At 49.4% G+C, this 24072-nt stretch carries 20 protein-coding genes and 2 riboswitches; of the genes, 13 read left to right on the forward strand and 7 right to left on the reverse strand.

Going from position 1 to position 24072, the window contains the following annotated elements; translation table 11 throughout:
• Positions 1-135: 135 nt before the first annotated feature.
• A complete protein-coding gene (locus SATMO3_RS03570) occupies positions 136-333 on the reverse strand; it encodes a hypothetical protein (RefSeq protein WP_371377574.1) in 198 nt (65 codons plus the stop codon).
• Positions 334-515: 182 nt separating this feature from the next.
• A riboswitch (cyclic di-GMP riboswitch) is annotated at positions 516-603 on the reverse strand.
• A 299-nt stretch (positions 604-902) separates the two neighbouring features.
• Positions 903-1085, forward strand: a riboswitch (cobalamin riboswitch).
• Positions 1086-1291: 206 nt separating this feature from the next.
• Between SATMO3_RS03570 and SATMO3_RS03575 the strand changes: the two genes are divergently transcribed.
• The 4 genes from SATMO3_RS03575 to SATMO3_RS03590 all read left to right on the forward strand — a co-directional run bounded on the left by SATMO3_RS03575 (position 1292) and on the right by SATMO3_RS03590 (position 6479).
• Positions 1292-3490 (forward strand): TonB-dependent receptor, encoded by a 2199-nt coding sequence (locus tag SATMO3_RS03575; protein ID WP_371377576.1) that lies wholly within the window; start codon positions 1292-1294, stop codon positions 3488-3490.
• Positions 3491-3573: 83 nt separating this feature from the next.
• On the forward strand, positions 3574-4626 hold the full coding sequence (locus SATMO3_RS03580) for a FecCD family ABC transporter permease (protein WP_371377578.1): 1053 nt from the start codon (positions 3574-3576) through the stop codon (positions 4624-4626).
• Positions 4623-5387 (forward strand): ABC transporter ATP-binding protein, encoded by a 765-nt coding sequence (locus tag SATMO3_RS03585; protein ID WP_371377580.1) that lies wholly within the window; start codon positions 4623-4625, stop codon positions 5385-5387. The genes SATMO3_RS03580 and SATMO3_RS03585 overlap by 4 nt, the downstream gene beginning before the upstream one ends.
• 21 nt (positions 5388-5408) lie before the next feature.
• Complete coding sequence (locus tag SATMO3_RS03590) at positions 5409-6479, forward strand: ABC transporter substrate-binding protein (protein ID WP_371377582.1); 1071 nt, start codon at positions 5409-5411, stop codon at positions 6477-6479.
• A gap of 135 nt (positions 6480-6614) precedes the next feature.
• Here SATMO3_RS03590 and SATMO3_RS03595 read toward each other — a convergent pair whose 3' ends face one another.
• From SATMO3_RS03595 to SATMO3_RS03605, 3 genes are read right to left on the reverse strand one after another with little or no spacing between them, the layout of a single operon-like run.
• Positions 6615-7790, reverse strand: a complete 1176-nt coding sequence (locus SATMO3_RS03595; RefSeq protein WP_371377585.1) for a glycine betaine/L-proline ABC transporter ATP-binding protein — start codon at positions 7788-7790, stop codon at positions 6615-6617.
• Between the two features lie 26 nt (positions 7791-7816).
• Entirely contained in the window at positions 7817-8674 is an 858-nt protein-coding gene (locus SATMO3_RS03600) for an ABC transporter permease (protein WP_371377588.1), read from the reverse strand.
• A gap of 18 nt (positions 8675-8692) precedes the next feature.
• Positions 8693-9694, reverse strand: coding sequence for an ABC transporter substrate-binding protein (locus tag SATMO3_RS03605; protein ID WP_371377590.1), 1002 nt, complete (start codon positions 9692-9694; stop codon positions 8693-8695).
• Between the two features lie 358 nt (positions 9695-10052).
• Between SATMO3_RS03605 and SATMO3_RS03610 the strand changes: the two genes are divergently transcribed.
• The 6 genes from SATMO3_RS03610 to SATMO3_RS03635 all read left to right on the forward strand — a co-directional run bounded on the left by SATMO3_RS03610 (position 10053) and on the right by SATMO3_RS03635 (position 17485).
• Complete coding sequence (locus SATMO3_RS03610; RefSeq protein WP_371377593.1) at positions 10053-11201, forward strand: polynucleotide adenylyltransferase; 1149 nt, start codon at positions 10053-10055, stop codon at positions 11199-11201.
• A 219-nt stretch (positions 11202-11420) separates the two neighbouring features.
• Positions 11421-12344, forward strand: a complete 924-nt coding sequence (locus SATMO3_RS03615) for an NAD-dependent epimerase/dehydratase family protein (RefSeq protein ID WP_371377595.1) — start codon at positions 11421-11423, stop codon at positions 12342-12344.
• Positions 12345-12394: 50 nt separating this feature from the next.
• Positions 12395-13087, forward strand: coding sequence for a response regulator transcription factor (locus SATMO3_RS03620; protein WP_371377598.1), 693 nt, complete (start codon positions 12395-12397; stop codon positions 13085-13087).
• Positions 13068-14363 (forward strand): sensor histidine kinase, encoded by a 1296-nt coding sequence (locus SATMO3_RS03625; RefSeq protein ID WP_371377601.1) that lies wholly within the window; start codon positions 13068-13070, stop codon positions 14361-14363. The genes SATMO3_RS03620 and SATMO3_RS03625 overlap by 20 nt, the downstream gene beginning before the upstream one ends.
• Before the next feature lie 312 nt (positions 14364-14675).
• On the forward strand, positions 14676-16232 hold the full coding sequence (locus SATMO3_RS03630) for an ArnT family glycosyltransferase (protein ID WP_371377603.1): 1557 nt from the start codon (positions 14676-14678) through the stop codon (positions 16230-16232).
• Between the two features lie 92 nt (positions 16233-16324).
• Positions 16325-17485, forward strand: a complete 1161-nt coding sequence (locus tag SATMO3_RS03635) for a phosphatase PAP2 family protein (protein ID WP_371377605.1) — start codon at positions 16325-16327, stop codon at positions 17483-17485.
• Positions 17486-17649: 164 nt separating this feature from the next.
• On the opposite strand, the gene SATMO3_RS03640 is transcribed toward SATMO3_RS03635, so the two are convergent.
• Positions 17650-18456, reverse strand: coding sequence for a hypothetical protein (locus SATMO3_RS03640; protein ID WP_371377608.1), 807 nt, complete (start codon positions 18454-18456; stop codon positions 17650-17652).
• Between the two features lie 262 nt (positions 18457-18718).
• Positions 18719-19690, reverse strand: a complete 972-nt coding sequence (locus tag SATMO3_RS03645) for a hypothetical protein (RefSeq protein WP_371377611.1) — start codon at positions 19688-19690, stop codon at positions 18719-18721.
• Between the two features lie 281 nt (positions 19691-19971).
• Here SATMO3_RS03645 and SATMO3_RS03650 point away from each other — a divergent pair, with 281 nt between their 5' ends.
• On the forward strand, positions 19972-20583 hold the full coding sequence (locus SATMO3_RS03650; protein ID WP_371377614.1) for a DNA-3-methyladenine glycosylase: 612 nt from the start codon (positions 19972-19974) through the stop codon (positions 20581-20583).
• A 54-nt stretch (positions 20584-20637) separates the two neighbouring features.
• Here SATMO3_RS03650 and SATMO3_RS03655 read toward each other — a convergent pair whose 3' ends face one another.
• Positions 20638-21402, reverse strand: a complete 765-nt coding sequence (locus tag SATMO3_RS03655; protein ID WP_371377616.1) for a DeoR/GlpR family DNA-binding transcription regulator — start codon at positions 21400-21402, stop codon at positions 20638-20640.
• Between the two features lie 264 nt (positions 21403-21666).
• Here SATMO3_RS03655 and SATMO3_RS03660 point away from each other — a divergent pair, with 264 nt between their 5' ends.
• Positions 21667-22419, forward strand: coding sequence for an ABC transporter ATP-binding protein (locus tag SATMO3_RS03660; protein WP_371377620.1), 753 nt, complete (start codon positions 21667-21669; stop codon positions 22417-22419).
• A complete protein-coding gene (locus SATMO3_RS03665) occupies positions 22412-24046 on the forward strand; it encodes an ABC transporter permease subunit (RefSeq protein ID WP_371377623.1) in 1635 nt (544 codons plus the stop codon). Before SATMO3_RS03660 ends, SATMO3_RS03665 begins: the two co-directional genes overlap by 8 nt.
• Positions 24047-24072 lie beyond the last annotated feature (26 nt).

Consider the following 24072-nt stretch of genomic DNA (forward strand, 5'->3'; position numbering starts at 1 on the left):
CCTTGAATGTCAAGATAAGTACGTGTATATCTGGTTATATTATGGCATAGTTACATTTTTTACAGGTTACCAAACAATTAAAGTTCGATTAATTATGCAAGGAGAGGGAGGGCTAAGCGCACCGCAGCTCTCCTTTTATATTTTGAACTTACTGCTGGCCTGGGTTAATTCTGTGGCCATTTGCGCCAGGCTTTGACTTGAAGCCGCGATTTCCTGCATGGAAGCGGTTTGCTCCTCGGTCGCGCTGGCGATTGTCTGTGATTGGGGTCGCCGATGTCTGCCAGCAGCCTCAATTTCCCGGATGGCGGTGATTTCGCTGGATTCTTTGCTCAAATCATCTCGTTCTCATACTAGTGATTCTCATAGACCGACCAACTCCCGTCTAGTAAATTTGTTGCCTTTGCTAAGTCAGGTAACTGTTATCATTCAAGTCTGTGCCTAAATTTTTTAGCACTAACGAGATCGATAAAAGAAGGCAATAAAAAAAACCGGGCAGCATCTTGGTAATAATTCTCAAGAGCAACCAGGCTGTCATAGGAAGCACCTACCCTTAGACCCACGGCTTTGCGTCCCCGTTTTTCAACGGGTTTGCCATAAAACAGGATATATGAGTGTTGAAATTTTTGGATTATATTGTCAATAAATCCATCCCCAGTATAAATCTCTTAGTGTAAATTCGTCAATGAACTTCCCGGAAACTTAACATGGTATAATCATTTCTTAACAATGCAATACCTGCCTCTTTAATCCAAGCGCGGCTATCAGGACTTCGCTTTTGTGCAGGTCCTCTTCGAACGCCACAGTTTAACCGGTATAGTTTCTGTCAAGTTTCGACAGCCTCTTGACGCTTATGACATTATTTGCTAGTATAAATTAAGTATTTATTAAAGTGATTTGTAAAAAAAGATATTGTGGAAATAGGTGCCCTACGGGGCTTAATAGGGAAGTCCGGTGTAATGCCGGCGCGGTCCCGCCACTGTAACGGGGAGTGAACCTGCACAATGCCACTGGAGCGCAAGCTTTGGGAAGGCGCAGGCAAACGAAGATCCGAAGCCAGGAGAACTGCCTGTTTGACAATCACCGTTTTACCCACGACGATGGGGAGGGGATTTACGGGCGCCTGTGCCATTTCCTTCCCAGCTTTTTACAAGCTGGGATTTTTTATTAAACAGGTTTTCTTGCTCAGTAACGGCCTCTCGAAATTAGGAGGTCGATTTTTTATGTGATTTCGAGAATAGCAGGATGGTAAGGTTAGGGCTGGCTAAGGTTAGAGGAGAAGGGGATATGTAGGATGAGTAATAAGAATAGAGTAAATAAAAAAGCGCTGAAACGACGAATGACTCTGTTGGCGGCCGGTGCGGCGATGCTATTCATGGGCGCAGGCGCGGACAATGCCGTGTATGCTGAGGAAGCGGCCGAAAAAACGGTATATCAGCTGGAGGAGGTTCTGGTAGAAGGGGAAGCTTTCGTTTATCCCGGAAGTTATGTCAATAAGAAAGCCCGGTACGGGATATTAGGTTATAAGGATATTCTGGATATTCCTTACACGGAAATAAGTCTTACCGCCAAAAGCATTGAAACCTTCGGCACGCCCGGTTTAACGTTAAACGAAGTGCTGACCAATATTCCGTCGATTAGAAGCAGTACAAGCTCGCCGATGTACACGGATTTTTCCATGCGCGGCATTAACATGAACGGCAATAATATGTACTTAAACGGCATTCCAAATTTGTTTTACCAGTTCACAACACCGCCGGCGCATATCATTGAACGCATGGACGTAACTGTCGGGCCAAACGCGGGCATCAACGGCGCGACTACTTCCTCCAACGGGACAAACAGCGGTAAAAGCGCGCCGCCCGGTATGATTAATGTGATATCAAAGCGAGCCGGGGACGAGCCTGTTACCCGTTACACGCAAACCTTCTCCGGCAGGGGCTCCTGGGGCGAATACATCGATATCGGCAGACGCTTTGGTGAAAATCAGGAGTGGGGGCTTCGCGTCAACGCCGGTCATCTGGACGGCGACTTGTCGCTGGCAGGAACGGAAAAGGAAGAAAAAACCTTTTTTATCAATCTTGACCACCGGGATGACCGCAGTACCACCAATCTTCTGGCCGGGTATTTTGATCTCAGGGTAAATGAAGGGCAGCGCTGGTTTATTCTGAGCGACAGTGTAAACAAGGGACTGATGCCCAAGGTTCCCGACGCAAAGAATTCCTATGATTTTCCCGAAACAACGAAATATGTCCATGGCTATTTATCAACATTGAATCATGAGCAAAAAATCAACGACACCTGGCGCTGGTATGTGAATACGGGGATGGCGAGCCGCAGCGGCACCAAGTATAATGCGGGCTCGGCTTTATATATTGACGGTTACGGGAATTTCCTCTCATCAAACAAACTCAATCACCAGAATGAAGCTTCCAAGAATGTTTATGTTCAGACGGGTGTAAACGGTGATTTTACTGCCGGCGAAGTAAAGCACAGCCTGGCTTTTTCCGTCGACAGAGCCTGGACAAAATATTGGAATACATCGGTAAACAGCGTCGCAGGGCTGATATCCGGCAACCTGTATGACGGGATTGTATATGGAGACTATACGCTGCCTGAGGCAGGCCACGCGTCTTTGTCCTATGAAGAAACCGTCGTGGGCGTTACTCTGGCCGATACGATGGAATACAAAAAACTGCAGGTTCTGGTGGCAGGGTCAAGACGGGACGGTAAGTTCGAATCCTCGTCCGAAAAGGTGAATAATCTCGATTTGGCGCCCAGCGTTGGCATTACCTATAAGCCAGTTAAAAATGTCTCTTTTTATACCGGCTATTCCAGCAGTTACTCCCGCGGTGCGTTTGTTTCCGATGCAAAATATGAAAACAAAGGCCGTATCCTGTCGCCGGTAAAGAATAAGCAAGCAGAGGTTGGCGTCAAATACGAAAATAACGGTTTGCTGACTACGTTAAGTTATTTTGATTTAAATCAGGGAAATTATGTGGACCTGCCCGGCAGCACAAGCGGAAAATATATCCTGACGCAGGAAGGGGAAAACCGGTATAAAGGGGTGGAACTAACCGTCAACGGTAAAATTTCCCCGAAATGGAATATTACCGGCGGCTTTATGCACTTGGATCACAAGCGGGAAAAAACGGGTACTGCCATGAAAGACGGCTGGTATGTAAACGGTGTATCCGACTGGAGCAGTGTTATCGCGCTGGAGTACAATCCGGACGACAGGACTGCGGTGATTGGCCGCGCCAATTACAACAGTTCGGCCTATATCGATGATAATAAAGCCAAAATCCCTTCGTATGTTACGTTTGATCTCGGTGTCAGCTACAAGACCAAAATTTCGGCTACACCGGTTAAATTAAGCGCCATGTGCTATAATGTCGCCGATAAAGATTACTGGATGGGAAGAGGCGGCAGCACGACCTTCGGCCTGTCTATGCCCAGAACCTTTACACTTACCGCTCAGTTTGACCTGTAAAATCCGGCAGGGAGATGCGAAATCTCCCTTTTTTTACGGTCGGATCATTGAACTACAACAGAAATGGTTACTTCGGAGGAGTTATGCTTGAACAAGAGTATAAAGCGGCAAACAAAAAAAAATATCTGCTGCTTTTAAGTACTGCAGTCATCATTGTGGTATTGGGTTTGTTTTTTACCGCCATTGGCATGAAGCAAGGCGTAATGCAGGTGCTCATTGCGGTAAAGCTGTATTTTGCCGGTACGCTGGAGGGTTCTCCTGATACCAACATCAACAAAATCATTTTGCTACTGCGTTTGCCGCGGATTGCGCTGGCCATACTGGCCGGAATCGGGCTGGCGGTCGCCGGGGTTGTCATGCAGTCCATCACCAGAAACGATCTGGTCAGTCCCTTTACGCTCGGCATATCTTCGGCGGCGGCGTTCGGCGCCTCGCTGTGCATCGTTTTCGGCAATACTCTGTTTTTCCAAAGCGAGGCAGGTATCGTTACCTGCGCTTTTATCGCTTGCCTGTTATGCGTGGCGGTCATTTACACGGTTGCGCAGAAGCTGGGTATTACCCCGACCGCCATTGTGCTGGTGGGGATTGCCCTCAATTATTTTTTCAGTGCGTTAACGGCAACCGTCGAATTTTTTGCCAAAGAACATAAATTGGAGGATGTTGTGCAATGGACGTTCGGCACGTTTAACAGAGCGTCCTGGGAGCATGTCGCTTTTACCGGCGGGGTTGTCATTGTTTGTTTTTTACTGCTGCAAAGATACGGTCTGGAACTCGATGTCCTGGCCAGCAACGACGATGATATGGCCAAAAGCCTGGGGATTCAGCCTGGCAGACTGCGTACGAAAATCGGCATTACAGCGGTGCTGATAACGGCGGCGATTATCAGTTTTACCGGTGTCATCGGTTTTGTCGGACTCATCGCGCCGCATATGGCCCGCATCCTTATCGGCAATGAGCACAAATTTTTAATCCCTTTTTCCGGCCTGTTGGGAGCGCTGCTGCTTTTGCTGGCGGATACTTTCGGCAAATATATTCTTTACCCGGTGAGCATACCGGTAGGTATCGTCATTTCTTTTTTAGGGGTGCCGTTATTTATTCATTTGATTTTAAGCGGCGGAAAGAAGGGCCTGGAATGAGTCTGGAAATCAAAAACATTACCTTTGGTTACAGTCCCAAACAGACTGTTTTAGCGGATATATCCTTTGCGGTTGAAGAAAATGAGTTTGTCAGCCTGGCAGGTCCGAACGGCACCGGCAAAACCACCTTGTTAAAATGCATGAATCGTATCCTGCGGCCGCAAGCCGGCCAAATCATTTTCAACGGAAACGATATCACCGGCTCGCGGCAACAGGATATAGCGAAAATTATGGCCTATGTGCCGCAGTATACTAACGCCCTACGGCCTATGCCGGTAATCAACGCCGTTATGATGGGCAGGCTGCCGCATGCGCAAGGCGAATACAGCGCGAAAGACCGGGAAATTGTTTTTTCTATTCTGCAGAAAATGGATATTGAAAAATTCGCCTTTCGTGATATCCGGCAGCTGAGCGGCGGCGAAAGGCAAAAAGTAGTGATTGCCCGCGCACTGGCCCAGCAGCCGAAAGTGATTATTCTGGACGAGCCGACAGGCAATCTGGATTTAAAGAATCAGCTGCATATTTTAAAGCTTATCGCCGGCCTTTGTAAAACGGAAAAGCTGGCTGTTATCATGTCAATTCATGATCTCAATTTAGCAGCGATGTTTGCCGATAAGATTTTAATGCTAAAAGATACGAGGATATTTACCTGCGGTTCTCCCGGCAACGTGATCACCAGGGAAAACATAGCCTCTATCTATGGCGTTGCTACGGCCGTAACCACAGAAGACGGCTATAAGCACGTACGGCTGCTAAAATAAAAGGAAGTGAGCAAACACAGGATGAAGAACAACGTCTATTCCACAAGCCTTATATGCGTGATTCTGGTAATTGCCAGCCTTTTTGTTTATGGCTGCGGTTCTAAAAACGCCGCTGTGCAGAGCAGTGCAGCCACACAGGTCATTGAGGACAGCCTGGGCCGCAAAGTCGAAATACCTGCGCCGGTAAAACGGGTGGTCGTGTCCAACAGTTATATTGCGGAGCTAATTAATTGCATAGGGGCCCTGGATGCTATTGTCGGCGTCGATTACGGCATTTATGAACAGCAGGATATCTACCGGGGCCGGTTCAATGAAAACAGCGTTATCGGCAAAAGTACCCGGGAACTGAATTATGAAAAAATCATTGAGCTTAAGCCTGACGCCCTGCTCATCACCGGCAACGGAGCGTGGGCAGAGGCGGAAAAAAAGCTGGCCGATTTCGGCATCAAAGTCATCGTAATCGATATCTATTACACCGACAAATTTGCGGAAAACTGCCTGCTGGCCGGTAAAATTTTCGGTAAAGAAAAAGAAGCGCAGGCCTATTACCATTTTTTTGCGGAAAAATTGAATTATGTAAAAGAGCAGCTGCGGAATGTGCCGAAAAAAAGAGTGTATTTTGAGTATAAACGGGAGGGAAATACAACCATACCCGGCGATTATTTCGCCAGGATACTGGAGTATGCCAATACGGAAAATATATTCGCCGACGCCAAAAATGTGCAGGTTAATGCCGACGCCGTTATTATGCGAAATCCCGATTATATCGTCAGAGTCGGCAAGGCGAATGTTGTCACTCAGCACAAGCCGCCCGCTGCTGGCGAATTTGCGCAAATAAAGCAGGAAATCATGGCAAGGCCGGGCTGGTCGGAAATCAATGCAGTAAAGAACGGTAATATATTTTTACTGTCCCACTATGCTCAGGGCGGGGCCTCCAAGATCACCGGCACCCTGTTCCTGGCAAAATACCTGTACCCCAAGGAACTGCCCGATCTGAACCCGGAAGCGGTTTTTAAAGAATGGTTGACGCAATATCAGCATCTGGAATATAGAAGCGGACACACCTATCCCGCCTTTGAGCTGAACAATTAGGCGACGCGTTGTTCCCGCAGTGTCCGCCTGACGAAACAGGGAAACGCACCCGCAGGCTGCTTTAAGCAGCCTGCGGGTGCGTTCTGTTCTAAGGATTGGCTTCATGTCTTGTTAATATGAAGAATGAAAGCCCGGCTAACTCACAAGCGAAGAAAGCACTGCCGCCTTGGTCACAATGCCGACAAGCTGTTTATTTTCATCGGTTACTGCTATAGGATATTTGGCCTCGGCGGCAACCGGTAAAAGATCCTGCAAGGCAAAATCCGGACTTGTCAGCGGAATGTCGTGGATTACGGCTTCCTCCATGCTTAAAAGCCCGTTGCGGACTTTCATCGCGTTATCAAGGGTCACCAGACCTACCAGTTGCATAGTATCGTTTACCATATAAGCACTGGATACCCCGTTGGATACCATTTGCCGCAGGGCTACATGCCACCCGTCGCCGGATTTTACAATCGCCGACGGCGAGGACATGATATTCTTTACCGATAATATTTTTGTCCTGTCGATATCCCGGATCAAATTTTCCACATAACTGTCAGCCGGTTTATCCAATACCTGTTCAGGCGAGCCGATCTGGACCACGCGGCCGTCCTTCATAATGGCGACACGGTTGCCGATTTTAAAGGCTTCATTGATATCATGGGTAATAAATATAATCGTTTTCTGTACTTTTCTTTGGATGCTCAGCAGTTCGAACTGCATATCCCGGCGGATGATCGGATCTAATGCGGAAAAAGGTTCGTCCATAAGGAGAATGTCAGGATTATTCGCCAGCGCCCGCGCCAGTCCGACCCGCTGGCGCATTCCGCCGCTCAAGGCCTGAATGGGGTGGTTTTCCCAACCGGCCAGGCCGACAAGATTGATCATTTCCAAGGCTCTTTGCTCCCGCTCCGGCTTGCCGGCGCCCCGTATTTCCAGCCCATATTCCACATTGCCCATGACATTGCGATGATTCATGAGCCCGAAATTCTGAAACACCATCGCAATATTGTTGCGGCGGAAGTCCATAAGCTGCTGACTGTTGTACTGTGTAATATCCGATCCCTGAAAGAATATCTGGCCGCGGGTCGGTTGATGCAATAGGTTGAGACAGCGCAGGACCGTTGATTTGCCGCTGCCGGAAAGACCGATAATCGCGAATATTTCACCCTGGGTTACCGACAGGCTGGCATCAAATACGCCAACCGTGACTCCGGTCCGTTTTTGTACGTCTTCTTTGCTTGCGCCGTCTTCCAACTGCTTTAAGGCCGCCGTTGTGTTGGACCCGAATAGCATAGTAAGGCGCTCTACCCGTAGAATCTCATCCATTTCGCCGTCTCCTTTCGAATTGCTTACTATTTTTTTACACCCGACCAACTTTGCGTTAGGCGATCCATGATGATGGCGATGATGACAATGACAATACCGGCTGTGAAGCCGCGGCCGAGCTCCAAACGGTTGATCCCGATCAGAACCTCCATGCCCAGGCCTTTGGCGCCGATCATTGAGCAGGTTACAATCATGGCAACGGCCATCATAATGGTCTGATTCACGCCGGTCATAATTGTCGGCAAGGCCTGGGGAATTTGCACCTTTACCAGGGTTTGGAGCCAGGTGGAGCCAAAAGACCGGGCGGCTTCGACCACTTCCGCGTCTACCTGCTTAATGGCCAGGCTTGTAAGCCGGATCACCGGCGGCACGGCGTAAATGGTTGTTGCCAGGACCGCCGGCGCCTGACCCAGGCCAAAGAACATAACGGCCGGTATCAGATAGACAAAGGTCGGCATGGTCTGCATGGCGTCAAGTACAGGCTGCACGACTTCATTGGCCTTGTCATTGCTGGACAAAAATATGCCTGCCGGAAAGCCGAGCAATAAGGAGATCAGGACGGAAGCAAAGACCAGGGCCACTGTTTCCAGCATAGGCTGCCAAAGCCCGACAGCGCCAATCAATAAGAGCAACAGGCTGAATACTATTCCCCTGGCCGGCCGGCCGCTGGCTTTCCAGCCCCAGATGCCGGCGGCGGCAATGATGAGCCACCACGGAAGCAGGGCTATTCCCTGATAGATGAACTGGGTAAAGCCGATCAGTATTTCTTTTATAAGACTAAAGATATCGTTGAAATTATGGCTTAAGTACAACACCATTTTATCAACCGGCGTTCCGATATCCAGATGTAAGCTGTCGGGGAACTTCCACAACCAGTTAGTCATATAACATCACCCATTCGTTTAGTTTAGCGCTGCTTTTACTTTTTCGAACTGTTGTGAAGTCACCCAGTTGCGCCATACGTTCTCGTTGTTTTTGAGAAACCACTTGGCGGTATTCTCATAGCTGGCCTTGTTATCGGCCATATATGCCAGGGCCTGAGCGGTTATTGCACTCGACGTCTTGTATCTTTTGAGGAACTCAGCTACATCAGGAGCTTTTTGCGGGATGTTTTTGGCGGCGCATACAATGACAGGCACCGCAGGAAAATCGCCTTTACCCTCTTTGAAAGTATTTTGATCATACGGAGTATCCTGCAGTTTTACCAAGTCGTATTTTCCTGTCAGCCAGGTTGGTTCCCAGTAATAGCCGACAACCGGCTGCCCCTGTTCATACGCTTTGCTGATGGCAGCGGCAAGGGCTGCGTCCGACCCGGGACGAAAGTATGTATAGTCTTTATCCAGGCCATAGCTCATGTATTTGTTGTAAAGTATTTTATCGACTTCCCAGCCGGGAATAGAGCCGTAAATTCTACCCTTTCCCGGGGACTCCGGATCGGCGAAAAGATCTTTATATTTTTTTAAATCCTCCACAGTTTTTAAGTCAGGCGCCATAGCTTTTATATTGCGTTTGCTGTCTCCTTCGATAACATACCTTGGAACATACAGGCCCTGGGCGTTATCACCGTAGTTTACAGCTAACTCCAGGATGTTTCCTTTGGCGACATCGTCTTTATAGGTGGCGAGATTATCTGACCAAGCCTCCATATAAACATCAATATCATTGTTTTTCAGCGCCTGATAGGTTAGGGTCGTAGTTCCGCTAACTTCCTCCGTTTTATAGCCCATGCCATGTTGGATGATAAACATGGCAACGGCATTGTGGAATTTAATGCTGTCCCAGCCGGCGTCAGCAAACTTGACAGTAGTTTCCGGCTTGGACTGATTACTGCCGGAGCAGCCGGGAAGAAGCAGTGCTGCCAGAAAAACGCCAAGCAATACCCCAATAATCTTTTTACTAAACACAATACCCCACCTCTCTTTTTCATACAACTCACAACTTAATTATAAGTTGTGAGTTGTTAGTATGTCAATTGTGTTTTTAAAAGTTAGGAAATTTTTTCCATAAAAGTACTGCGGAAACAAGTAAAAAACACGGGGACAGGGACCGTGTTTTTCACCTGCTACAGTATATTTGTTGAATTGGATTGTACTGTGGACAGATTATATAGTAACATTAGTTAAACAAGGGACCGGCAGTTGGTTGGTCCGACGCCGGGCGTCAGGTTGTTCTTAAGGGAAGTTATATAAGGTAGCAGAGGCCGGTTTGCCTGATAAGCTTTACGGGAAGAGCCGGGATAATTTAGAGGGAAAAGGATAGAGTATGAGTACTTGTGTGTTGACAGAGGCAAAATTTGCCGAAATTGTTGCCCAAAATGGCGGCCGTGTTTACCGAGTCGGTGGTTGTGTTCGCGACAGTATTATGGGAATACCGCCTCAGGATATGAATTATTGCATTGTAGGTATGGTCAGGAAAAACTTCCAAATGCTTTTTTCCGAGTCTGAGGACTGCGGCAAAGCTTATCCCGTTTTTCACCTGGTAATAGACGGTATGAAACGGGAAGCTGCCTTTGCCAGAACAGAGCAGAAAGCGGGCAATGGGGTTAAGATATCCGCCAAACCCAGGATTACCATTGAAGAGGACCTTTTTCGCCGTGATACTACGGTTAACTCTATGGCCCAGGATTGCTTAACGGGAGAAATTATTGATCCCTGCCATGGCCGGACGGATTTGGCAGCCAGGATACTTAGAGCGAACGGCCCGCATTTTGCCGATAAGCCGCTGCGCGCCTTGAAAATCGCCGGGCAAGCCGCCCGTTTGGGTTTCGCTATCGACAGCGATACGCTGCCGCTCGTGGCTGCGGTCCGGGAAGAACTTGCGCATGTGCCGGCGGAACGGATGACTGCAGAATTGATAAGTGTTTTGTCGGACGCGCAGGCTCCGGGATGTTTTTTCCGGGTTCTGGCCGAAACCGGTTTGTTGCCGGTTAGCTTTAAAGAGATCGCGGATTTGCCGGCGGAAGTGTTTATACAGGCAATGGACGGGCTCGACTTAGCGGCAAAAGCCACACCCAATGCCAAGGTAAGATTTGCTGCCTTGGGCGTAGTACTGGACCAAGAAAGCTTAGGCTTATGGAGTCAAAGAATGAAATTGCCTGTCAGTTGGACGGAGGGAGCCCTTGCCGTCCGCCAAACGGTCGTCTTTTTAGAAAGTCCGACTGCTGCTAAGCTTGTTGACAGCATTAATAAACTAAAGCGCGGAGCTCTCACCCTAGAGGAGTTCGACCTTATTACCAAGGCGACGGGACTGAAGATCCCTCAACTGGGGCCGCTGAAAGCCGGTATGGTCCTGCCGCCGGGCGAGGCGGTTCCCGAGAATCTAAAGGGTAAAGAAATTGGGGAATGGCTGCGACAGAAGCATGTGAAAGCCATTGAGGCCAATTACGGCAGCTATTTACAGCTAAAATCCTGACTGTTTCCGGGGAGACCGATTGTCTGCGGTAACTTAATATTAAAGCATTAAAAAATAAACAGCGCTATTTGTCAGTCCGGACAAATAGCGCTGTTTTCTGTTCCGTAAAAGAAAGGCCACGCCGCAGATTTCTTTTTCATATTATTTTCAGACTGACTTGATATACTCCTCTTGACTAAATAATGGCTCAGCCGACAGCAGTGAAGAGGAGATGGAAAAATGAAAGTTCTGGTAACAGGGGGAGCCGGCTTTATCGGCTCGCACATTGTAGATAAATTGGTTCAAGCTGACCTGCAGGTATACATCCTGGATAATCTGAGTACCGGATCATTCAGTAATATTAATCCGGGGGCTGCTTTCCTGAAAAAGGACATTCGGGATGAGGGGCTTAAAGAATTGCTGGCCAGAGAGCGGTTTGACTATGTTATCCATCAGGCCGCGCAAACCATGGTGGCCAATTCCCTGGCTGATCCGTATTACGATTGTGACGTTAATATTCGCGGCTTGGTTAATTTGCTGGAAGCAAGCAGGCTGTCGGCGGTGAAGCGGATTATTTTCGCGTCAAGCGCGGCGATTTACGGGGATACTGATGTATTGCCAATTGCTGAGGACTGCGGGAAACAGCCGTCTTCTTTCTATGGCGAGAGCAAATTGACCGGGGAACGTTATCTGGAATTGTATTATAAAAATTTTGGCCTGGAGTATGTTGCCCTGCGCTATGCCAACGTGTATGGAGAACGCCAGGGCGACAGCGGCGAGGGTGGCGTTATCAGCATATTTTTGCGTAAACTGCTCGCCGGCCAGGGTCTAACTGTGTACGGCGACGGAAGCCAGACGCGGGATTATATCTATGTTAAGGATGTGGCGGCAGCCAACTATCAGGCTTTATTCGCCGGAACGGCAAACCGGAGCTATAACATCAGCACTCAGAAGGAGACGAGCGTCAATGACCTGATTGAGCTATTGTCTCAGCTCGCCGGGCTGCAGCCGGCTGTTATACATGACGCACCGCGTGACAATGATATCAGGCGTTCGGTGTTGGCCAACCAGGCGGCCGCCAATGGACTGAACTGGCAGCCGGCATACACTTTGCCAGCCGGCTTATCTCTGATGCTGCGTGAATTGGGACACCAAACAATGTAGAACTCTGAAAAAATTGCCGCCGCAGGCGCTGGAAGTTAGGAGGTGGTATTGTGCGGATATTACTTGCCGAAGATGATGCCAAGCTGGGGAAATTAATCAAATATATGCTGGAAAAGGCAGCTATCCAGGTTGACTGGGTGTTGAACGGGGAGCAGGCATTGGAGTATGCGCTTCACGACCCGTATGATGTTATTATCCTGGACTGGATGTTGCCGGGCCGAACCGGTATTGAGGTCTGTGAAGAGTTGCGAAAATGCGGTTACCGGGAAGCTATTTTGATGCTGACGGCGAAAGACGCCCTCGACGACCGGGTACGGGGGCTGGATACAGGCGCCGATGATTATTTTGTCAAACCTTTTGAGTTTGCTGAGCTGCATGCCCGGATCCGGGCATTATCGAGGCGCAGACGGGTGAGACTAACTGAAAATGTTTTACAGGCCGGTAATTTGATCTTTAATTGTTCAACGCATCGTGTACTGCAAAGTGACACGGAAATACAGCTTACCAGCCGGGAATTCCGGCTGCTTGAGCTGTTGGTCAGGAATCAGAAGCACGTAATACCCCGGGAGACTATTTTGGAGCGGGTGTGGGGTTTGGAAGCCGATGTATCTTCCAACAACCTGGATGCCTATGTACGCTTGCTGCGGAAAAAACTCAGTCCGTTGGATGACTCGGTGGAAATACAAACCGTCCGCGGTATTGGTTATAAACTGGAGGTTCAAGATGTTCGCCAAAATCCGTAATGAACTGACTTTGCGCTATTCTATGGTCATGATGCTGCTGATGATGGCTTTTATTATCGTAAGCTCCACCGGTATGCTCTGGATTCTTTACCGGGAAGAACAGCAGGACTTGCGCTCCTTCACGGAAAGGGAGGCGAGAGAGCAAACCGCCATGTACAAAGAGAGAGCCGCTTTTTTTCAGTTTCCGTATCAGGAAGAAGAGAATGCGGACAGCGGCGCTAAGATTTTTTATTATGTTTTTGATAAACATGGGCAGCAGGCGGCCGCAGAGGAAGCTGAAGGCGGAATTCACACCGGTGTGTTAGGCATTATTGGTAATTGGAGTGCCCCGGACGGGGTGGTTGAACTGAAAAAATTTCATGATGCTAACGGGGACAGAGCCGTCGCCCTGCTGTGCAGTATGAAAATATATGACGGAACCGAGGTAGTAGGCACCGTTTTTGTGGGTGAGAATATAAGCTCTTATTACCAGCGGATAAAAATCCTGCTGATAATGATGGTGGTGCTTTGCATTCTGTTTCTGGTTATCGCCGCTTTTGCCGGGCATTTTTTGGCGGGCCGGGCAATTATCCCGATCAGACAGGCTTTTTCCCGGCAGCGAGAGTTTGTCGCCGATGCTTCCCATGAACTGCGTACGCCGCTTAGTGTTATGCTGACTTCGGTAGATGTCATCCAGACCGAGGAGGACCAAAAGCTATCGCCGCTCTCCATCCAGGTGCTTGATGACATGAAAGATGAAATCCGCCGGATGACAAAACTGGTAACTGATTTACTAACCCTGGCGCGCGCCGATGCCGGCGCAGTCAATATCATAAAGGAAAGATTCGACTTGGCTATCGTTGCTGAGCAGGTTTTACGCTCGCTGCAGCCACTGGCTGCAACAAAAGGGATTGAATTGGCAATAGCCGGTGAGGCGGAAATTGCTGTTTTAGCCGATCGCGAGCGGATGAAGCAATTACTCCTGATCCTAATTGACAACGCTGTCAAATATACCCCTGCCGGCGGCAGGGTAGGCGTGCTGCTCAAAACGGCAGCGGCGCCAAAGCCTTGTGTTACGATCACCGTAGAGGATACGGGCGCAGGCATCCCGGACGACCAGCGGGCCCTGATCTTTGAACGCTTTTACAGAATCGATAAGGCCAGATCGCGCCAAGAGGGGGGAACCGGCCTGGGACTGCCGATCGCCAAATGGATAGTGGATGCTCATGGCGGGACCATTAAAGTGACAAGCACCTTCGGGGAAGGCAGTTCCTTTATCGTCACTTTGCCGGTGTAATTTGCGGGCCGGCCATATTTGGGCCGTGAGTCAAAATTTAATAAGCGGCATAATGGTGAGCCGGTTGGGCTGGCAAGAAATGCTTCCCTGACCGGTTCACCATTTTTTATCCTGATAGAAAGTATAACTTTCGCCTGGATAAGGGCAACATCGGCTTCCGCTTTCGCCAAAGGCTCGACTGAGGCCGTGTTTTCTTTATTCTTTCAGCGATTTTTCAGATAGACACTGTATACTTCGGAACTGTGGAAGAGCATCGATCTTTGGCAAGGGGAGCCCCAAGCTATTAAGATATCAATATTTACGGGAGGCATTATGAACAAGAACACATGGCTTGAAATAATTACTGTACTTATTGTGGCAGGGTTTATTATGGCTTTCCGGCTTGGCGGGCTGCCGCTGCTCGATCCGGATGAGCCTGTGTATGCGCAAACGGCGCGGGAAATGCTGGCGGCGCAAGATTTCGTATCACCCAGAATATACGGCGATTTTTGGTATGATAAACCCCCGATGTACTACTGGCTGGTGGCGGGCGCTATGAAAATAGCCGGACAGACGGAGCTGGCGGCCAGGCTGCCTTCCGCGCTTTTTGCGGTGGGTGGGGCCTTATTGGTGTATGCCGGCGGCCGGTCCTTGTTAAACAGGCGGGCCGGCCTCATTGCCGGCCTGGCGCTGGCAACCAGTCTGGAGTATTTTTACCTGGGGAAGGCAGCCGTTACCGACGCTACGCTGACTTTCTTCATGTCGGCCTGTTTGTTGCTGTATCTGCGGCGGAAATACCACCTGGCGTATATCGCCGCCGGTCTGGCGGTACTCACCAAGGGGCCGGTCGGGTTCATTCTGCCGGGTTTGATTATTCTAATTCACCTGGTTGTCACGCGGTCAATGGGACAGTTAAGGCGCATAAAGCTACTGTCCGGCAGCCTGCTGGTGCTGGCAGTCTCACTGCCCTGGTACTGGCTGATGTATCAGTATCATGGCATGGATTTTGTCGATACTTTTCTCGGTTTTCACAATGTAACCCGGTTTCTCCAGCCTGAGCATGCGTCAGGCAGTCTCTGGTACTACTACATTCCTGTCCTGATTATAGGTTTCTTTCCCTGGACGATATTTCTGGTTCAGGCGCTGACGGCGGCCATCCGGGCCGGGCACGATCATGAACAGGGCAGCAAGCTTGTCTTTTTCGTAATTTGGGCAACCGTGATTTTTGCCTTTTTCTCGTTATCGCAAACTAAACTTATTTCCTACATTCTGCCGATGTTTCCCCCGCTGGCGCTGCTGGTGGGCTGGTATACCGACCGCTGCCTAAGCTCGGCGGAACCCGGAGTCTTTAAAATACCGGCGGTGTTACTAACTCTTTTGGTTACCCTGGTGGAAGCCGCTTTTTTCATCATCGCCAAGCAGTCGATACCGGAGCTGTTTCCCGGGACGGTGACTGCCGGAATACTTTTTGCGATAGTTTTAGGCTTGGCGTGGTACACTGTTTATACGGGGCGAAATAAGAGCTTTGTAGGCGTACTTGTGGCAGGAATGACTGCCTTCGTAATCGTCCTGATGACGGTGCTGCTGCCAGCGGCCGCTCCCTGGTTTTCCGTGAAAGACCTGGCCGGCGAGTTTCAGGCGCAGTATGACGGGCAAGCTCCGGTTTATATATCCAAATCCTATCGCCCCGGATTTACCTACTATACCGGTACTCCGGGCACAGAACTGGAAACAGGCGAGCTCAAGAATTTGGTATCAGGCGATTCAGGCAAAGCTTACTTTGTGCTTAAGAAAAAAACGTATCTGGGGCTGCCGCCGGCTGAACAAAGCAAGCTGCAGCTGATTGCAACGCAAAAAGACGTAGCCTTAGTGATGAAGAAGAACAATTGACTATTGCGCTGCGCAAGACTGCGGCCAAGCCGGTTCAGGCTTTAGCCGTTAAATGCAAGCAGATTTTGATATTGGTTCCGGGGGGCGTATTGATGGCTAAGAATCGGCGAATTGCCTGCTGTATACTGGCTTGTTTTCTGGGGATATTGGTATTTATGAATGCAGTCTACAGCGCCGCTGGGGATGATAAAGAGGCGTACACTGACGAATTTGTCAGGGAAGATATTTATATTGGCAGCGGGCAAGTTGTCGGCGAACTCATGGTAGCCGGCGGCAACGCGGTCGTGGCCGGCAAAGTGACGGAGGATATTGTCATTGTTGACGGCAGCCTTACGGTTGAGCCGGGCGCAACAGTACGCGGCAAGGTATTCATTATTGGCGGAGATGTAACCATTCAGCCGGGGGCGAATGTCAAGCACCGGCCGCTGGTTATTGCGCCCCAGGGGCACCCGCTGGTACCTGTAGTTATCGGTGCGGTACTGCTCATAGGCGCCGCCAGTCTTGTTGCCCTGCCGATCCTGTTCTGGATTGCCGGTCGCTTATTTAAAAAGACGCCCTTGTATCCAATACTGCAAGAACTTCTTACAGCTGTACTGCGGCGGTGGCCGGCGCTGTACGTGATTGTTAGTTTGGCCGTGAGTGCGGTAATGCTGACTGTGTTTACAACCTTGGCCTGGGAAACTCTGTTCCGGCGTTCGGTAGAGTTATTTGACAACGCGTTTATCTGGCTTGTTCGCTATTTTGCCAGTCCGTCCCTGGATACTAGCATGATTTTTATATCTCAGGTCGGCTCCGGCGTTAGTTATAGCGTTCTGGTAGGCGCTGCATTTTTGATTTTGGGACGTTACCGCCGTTGGCTGGAGCTGGGGTCGTTAACCATCTGCATAGCCGGCGGGGCGGTGCTGAATTTTTTGCTGAAGCACTTGTTTCAACGGGCGCGGCCTGAGTTATTCCGGGTGGTGCAGGAAACCGGCTATAGCTTTCCCAGCGGTCATGCCATGGCCTCCATGTGCTTTTACGGTATGGTGGCGTTCTTGATCATGCGTATAATTCCTTCCTGGCGCGGACGATTGACGGTCATGACGCTGGCGGTTTTATTGATCGTCGCCATTGGCATCAGCCGTATCTATTTGGGCGTTCATTATCCTTCCGATGTAGTGGCCGGCTATGCCGCCGGTTCAACATGGCTGGCCTTGTGCGTCTCGCTGCTGATGTGGCAGGAACGGCAGCGCAGGGAAAAGCTGCGGCGGTAAAAACAGGGGACAGGGGCAGTGTTTCGGGAAACGATAGCGTAACTAAGAAGAAATCCAGGATTGGCGCAGCTTTTCGCCAATCCTGGATTTTATTTTGATAGGCCGTCTTTCGTTCCGCCACAGCGGCTAAGCTTACTTTTCCTCTCTTACCGGCGTTAAATCTGTTATGTGGATAATTGTAAAATTATTAGATTGGCCTGCACGGTTGTAGCGCCTATAAATATATTATTGCCGGTAGTATTGACCAGTGTCAGAATGCTCGAAGTTCCGGCTACAGTAATGAAATCAGCTCCTGTCAACTGGCTGCTGAGAATTGGGGTCGAGGCGGCGGAGATGGCTGTATTGTCAATCTCAAGCGAAAAGGTAATGGTTGTCGCTGAAGTCGAGCCATCTACAGCAATCCACCAAGTGACATAATAGTTTCCGGGCGCGGCAATTGTAATTTCGCCATTGGTAACATTTAGCGTCAGATTGGGGCTCTGATTGTTAATTACCACATTAAAGGGAATTGCATCGCCATTAGCTATTGTTTGCGCTCCAGCCGTAGCATATTGCGCTTGAAGTCCCAAAAGTAATGAGCCGGGTCCCGGAGCTCCAGTAGCGCCCGTAGCACCTGTAGCACCTGTGCTGCCTGTAGCTCCGGTATCGCCGGTGGCCCCGGTATCGCCGGTGGCCCCGGTATCGCCGGTGGCCCCGGTATCGCCGGTGGCCCCGGTATCGCCGGTGGCCCCGGTATCGCCGGTGGCCCCGGTATCGCCGGTGGCCCCGGTATCGCCGGTGGCTCCAGTAGAGCCGGTAGCCCCAGTGGCCCCAGTAGAGCCGGTAGCGCCAGTAACACCGGTAGCCCCGGTAGCGCCTATAAGCATACAGATTCCGCAGGGGCTGCTAATACAATTATTACATGGACTAATGTAATGCCAGTGACCGTTGCGGAGACTGTCAGATTGGTCCAAGTCGATATCGTTCGCCATATCACTACTCTCCTCCTTGATAAAGATTCAGGATGAGTTACATAATATATAATATGATGAAAAGTGATGAAGGTATCTATTTTACCTGGGATTTAGGCTTTTTTAAATCCGGATTTTAAGTCTTAAGTTGTACAGTCACCCCGCCGCTGAGAAAACGCTGTAACAACCCTGTGCGGTAAAAGGAAACTGCGGATCGGTTAACAAATGTATAAAGCCAACAACGTTGGGGCTGTTGGCTTTAGATAATGACAGCTTTCTTTATCTACTTTGCAGTAATGCTGGGTTTCGCGCCGCTACCCTTTGTCGCCAGCAGGAGTGTAGGATCATCACTGGTCAAGATGTGCAGGATGTGGGGCGAGGCTACAAAAACAGGCGTGTTTCCACTGGCATCGGAAAGCACCAAAACGCCATATTCGTTGCGGTATACGTCGCCGGAAGCCACAATAGTGGGGCCCAGGCGAATTTCGACTGAGGCGCCTATTGGCAGATAGGATTGTATTGCCGCTATCATGTCTGTATCACATCCCGGAGGCAGAGGGCTGGGGGGAGTCAGATAGGTGAAGGCGGGATCATATACCGTTCCAGCTCCCGGATAAAGGGCGGTGATATTGGCTATCGGCAGCGCTTCATAGTTGTTACTCGAGTCCAATAACCGTAAAATTCCTGGTCCCGTGGCATTGGGAGATGTATACAGGTCCAGCGGTGTGCCTGCATAGGTAGCCAGTGAGCTGGAAAAGACCGACCAGGTGGTGGCGGGATAGGCCGAAATCATTTGCGAAAGAATATTGGCCAGTTGATCTACGGCAAAGCAGTCTATAGTGGTACTCGTTACGTTATCCTGAGTGATGATTAGGGTTGCTTTCAGTGGAACCTGTGCAGCATAATAGAAAGTGGCTGTACTGCTGTTAACCAAAGAAACAGTAACAGGGGCCGCAGCTACCGTTATGATTCCCGCTCCATAGACTCCGCCTGTTTTAACCGGCGAATTTCCCACCAGTAAATCCCCCTGAGAAGAGGACAAAGTGAATACGGCGCCGGTGGTGGAAGTGGAAGCCTGCGTTGTAACCCACCAGTTGACAACATATCTTCCCGTTTCGTTGAAAGTTATGACGCCTGTGGGAATATCATAGTCAATATCCCCGGAGGAATATTGAATGGTATCAAAAAGCACATTGCCGCCGGTTATGACCATTCCGGACGACAGCAGCCCAAGTTGTAACGCTATATTACTCATCCTTGCCTTCCTCCATAAAATAAACCGTACATTTATGCATCAGAAACGGCAGCTCAATAAAAACCGACCGGGGTCTGCATTGTCTGCCAGAGAATAGTTTCCTTTTTATTTTATGGTATCGATAATAAAAATGTGAATTTCAATGCCGGCGGGATTGAGCGGCGCTCTGCAAAAACATGGGGACAGGGACAGTGTTTCAGGGGAAGATAGCATAACTTGCAAAGAAATCCAGGCCTGACGCAATTTTTCAATAAGCGCTGACCTGGAAAGGAGTATTCAAGATGAAAATAGTAGACAGGGAATTTTATAACCGGGATTCATTAGCAGTGGCCCAAGAACTCCTGGGCAAGGTGCTTGTTCACGAAATAAACGGACATAAGCTGGCTGTAAAGATTGTTGAAGCCGAAGCCTACATGGGAGTTACCGATAAGGCAGCCCATTCCTACGGCGGCAAAAGAACGCCAAGAGTCGAGGTTATGTACGGGGGACCGGGCTTTGCCTATGTGTTCCTGGTGTACGGCATGTACTATTGCTTTAATATTGTGACCAGGGAAGCCGGAAATCCGCAGGCGGTGTTGCTAAGAGCCGTAGAACCGGCAGGCGGGTTTGAACTGATCGCGCAAAACAGGTTTAACAAAGCCTATAATGAGCTGACAAAAAGCCAGATAAAGAACCTAACTAACGGACCGGGCAAATTATGCAAAGCCCTGGCAATTGACAAAAGCCTGAATGGTGCAGATTTGTGCGGCGACCGGCTGTATGTAGCCGAAGGCGACAAAGAAGAATTCAATATCATAGCGGCCAAGCGCGTAGGTATTGATTACGCTGAGGAAGCCAAGGATTATCCCTGGCGGTTTTATATAGAGGATAATCCCTGTGTTTCCGTAAAATGAGAACAGCCCCCTGCAACCATCGCTGGATTGTAAAGGCTACAGGGAAGACACTCTTTAGCCGTCGGCCAGGATAAGCCTGGTGGCGCATTTTTTAAAACTGTTCACCGTATTTTGGCTGAGGTTGGCGTCGGTGATGATGTAGTCAATTTTGTTCAGGCCGGCGATACTGATGGTGACGTCTTTGTCGAATTTACTGCTGTCCGCCGCCACAAACACTTCCTTGGACCGTTCAATGATCATTTTTCGGGTGACGGCTTCCTGCATATTGAAATCTGATACGCCGTTTTCGGCCGTGATCCCGCTGGCGCAAATAAAGCTTTTCTGGATGTTGAGCTGGGAAAAGTTAAAAATGTAGTCGTAGCTGACGACCGAGCGCTCACTATGCCTGATCTTGCCGCCGATAATAATAATTTCAAAGTCGGTATCCATTAATTCATTGATAACCGGAATGGAATTGGTGATGATGGTGAGATTTTTTTTATGGGTGAGATATTTGGCGATATGATAGGTGGTGGTGCCGCTGTCGATAAAAATACAGTTGCCGTCATGTATAAATTCACAGCATTTTTTGCCGATGGCTTCTTTTTGCACCAACTGGTCGATCATTCTGCTTTCCATGGCTGGTTCATAAAAGTTGGCTTCTTTGATCTTGGCGCCGCCGTATATTTTCTGAATGACGCCTTGTTTTTCCAGAATGGACAGATCACGGCGCACCGTTTCTATGGATATATCGAAGGTATTCATTAATTCCGGAATGGTAACAACCTCTTTGGTAGTTGCCAGCTCCAGGATTTTTTTTTGTCGTTCGCTTGGTAGCATGCCTATCTCCCTGCGGCTCAGTGCAGCCTTTGTTTTTTTTAAGTATAGCGTACAACCTGACAATATTCAAGGTTAACATCTTAAACTTATCAATATAGCGTCAATTGTTGTTAATAATATAGTCATAAATTAATAATAAATTAGTCAAAAATGCGGATAGCTTAATGATTTCATAACATGTTCTTAACAATAACCGGGCGCGGGCAGTGTATAGTAAAGATAAACCGGGCCGCAAACAAAGGCTGGTTGTGGGAGGTTAGTACTTTGCTGGAATTACAAAACGTGCGCAAGCAGTTTGACGGAAAAGTTGTCCTGGACGGCATTGATCTTACGATTGCCGACGGTGAAATTGTTTCTATGCTGGGACAAAGCGGCAGCGGCAAAACGACCCTGCTCAATATTATCCTGGGTTTGACGCCGCCGGACAGCGGCGCCATTATCTATAACGGCCGGGACATAACCCGGGTATCCATGAAGGAACGCGGTTTTAATATTGTGTTTCAGGATTATGCGTTGTTTCCCAATCTGAATGCTTACAAAAACATTGTCTACGGTTTAAAAAACAAGCCGGGCCTGCTCAGTCCGGCGGAGCTGGACGGGATTATCGATTTCCTGGAGCTAAGACCGCATTTGACAAAGTCGGTGGATCAGCTCTCCGGCGGCCAGAAGCAGCGGGTGGCGCTGGCCCGGACACTGGCCACCAAGCCCAGCATCCTGCTGCTGGATGAACCGTTAAGCGCGCTGGACGGCGTCATCAAGGAAACCATTAAGGCCCGGATTAAAGCATTGACCAAAAAGTACAACCTGACCTGCATCATCGTTACCCATGACCCGGAAGAGGCGCTGACCATGTCGGACCGGGTGCTGATTATTGATCAGGGCAAGGTGTCACAGTTCGGAACTCCCCGGCAGGTTATCCACCAGCCCGAAAACAGTTTTATCGAAGAGTTTATCTTACGTCAGCTACGCATCAAGCGGGACAATATTTTTCAGTTGTTTGAAGGATGTCATGTTTAAAGAGAAACGGGAAATCCAGCTTATTTACGGCGTGATCGCCGTGTTCTTCCTGGCCTTCCTGCTAACCCCGCTGGTTACCCTGCTCTTGCAGTCCTTTCAAACCGGACAGGGTATCGGGCTGGCCAATTTCCGGGCGATTACCGGCGACAGGGATTTTGTGATTGCGCTCAAAAACAGTGTCCTGATTTCCACGGTGACGGCGCTCATTACCACAGTACTGGCCTTTATGCTGGCCTATGCCGTCAATTGCACCCATATTGCCAGGCTGCTGAAGGCCGTCATCAGAACAGGCATCCTGCTGCCCATGCTGCTGCCGACAATTACCTACGGTTTTGCTATCATTTATTCGTTTGGGAAACAGGGATTACTAACCAAATGGTTTGGCGGGGAGCTATTTACCATTTACGGTTTTAACGGGCTGCTGATCGGCTATGTTATTTATACCCTGCCGCCGGCGTTTCTGCTCCTCGATAATTCCTTTAAATACATTGACAAGAAGTTTATGATTGTTTCCGAATTAATGGGGGACGGCTTTCTGCGAAGCTTCCTCAACACGGTGTTCCGGCCGCTCATCGGTACACTGGGCGGGGCACTGGCAATCACGTTTATCTTAACGTTCACCGATTTCGGCATCCCGGCTTCCGTGGGCGGCACCTACAGTGTCATCGCCACGCAGCTGTATCAGGTAATGCTGGGCGCGCTGCCCAATTTCAATAATGGTTCCGCCATTGCTATGCTGATGCTGTCGCCGGCGGTAATCGGCGTACTGTTTCTTAATTATCTGGAGCGCTTTAACTTCCACTACAATAAAACTTCGGTTATCGATGTGACCAAAAACAAACTGCGGGACATGCTGCTGCTGGTGGCTTCGCTGGCTATGGTAGCGGCCATCGTGCTGGTTTTTCTGGTCATGTTCATTACGCCGTTTGTCACTAACTTTCCTTATGATATGAGCTTTACCACAAAATTTTTCCGGGAAACTCTGTTTTCCCGGCCGATAGCGGACGCCTATCAGAACTCGCTGTTGACGGCGATGGGGACGGCGGTGGCCGGAACTGTCCTGGCCTACGGCGCAGCCGTCATCAATGTGCGTACCCGGTTACGTAAGCCGGCTAAAGTCAGTATTGATTTTTGCTCGATGCTGACCAATACCGTGCCGGGCATGGTCCTGGGGCTGGCGTACCTCTTACTGTTCAAAGGCAGCGACTTCAAAGGAACCTTCACCATCCTCGTAATCTGCAACATTGTCCATTTCTTTACGACGCCGTATCTGATGGCGAAGCATTCCCTGGCCAAAATGAGTCCGGCCTGGGAGATTACCGGGGAACTAATGGGCGATACCTGGTTCAAGACCATCGTGCGGGTGATTATTCCCAACTCTTTTTCGACGCTGGTGGAAATGTTCAGTTACTATTTCATCAATGCTATGGTTACCATCAGCGCAATTATTTTCCTGGTCAGCGCCCAAACGGCGGTGGTCACCAGCAAGATAAAAGAGCTGCAGCACTTTGCCAGTTTTAATGAGATCTTTGTGCTGTCCATCCTGATTTTCCTGACCAACTTATGTGTCAAGACCGGCGGCGATGCCGTCAGTAAAAAGCTAACATTCACCCAACAGCGTGAGTGAAATTATAAAAAAACAGATAGGGAGAG

The sequence above is a fragment of the Sporomusa aerivorans genome (assembly GCF_041428895.1).
Taxonomy (GTDB): domain Bacteria; phylum Bacillota; class Negativicutes; order Sporomusales; family Sporomusaceae; genus Sporomusa; species Sporomusa aerivorans.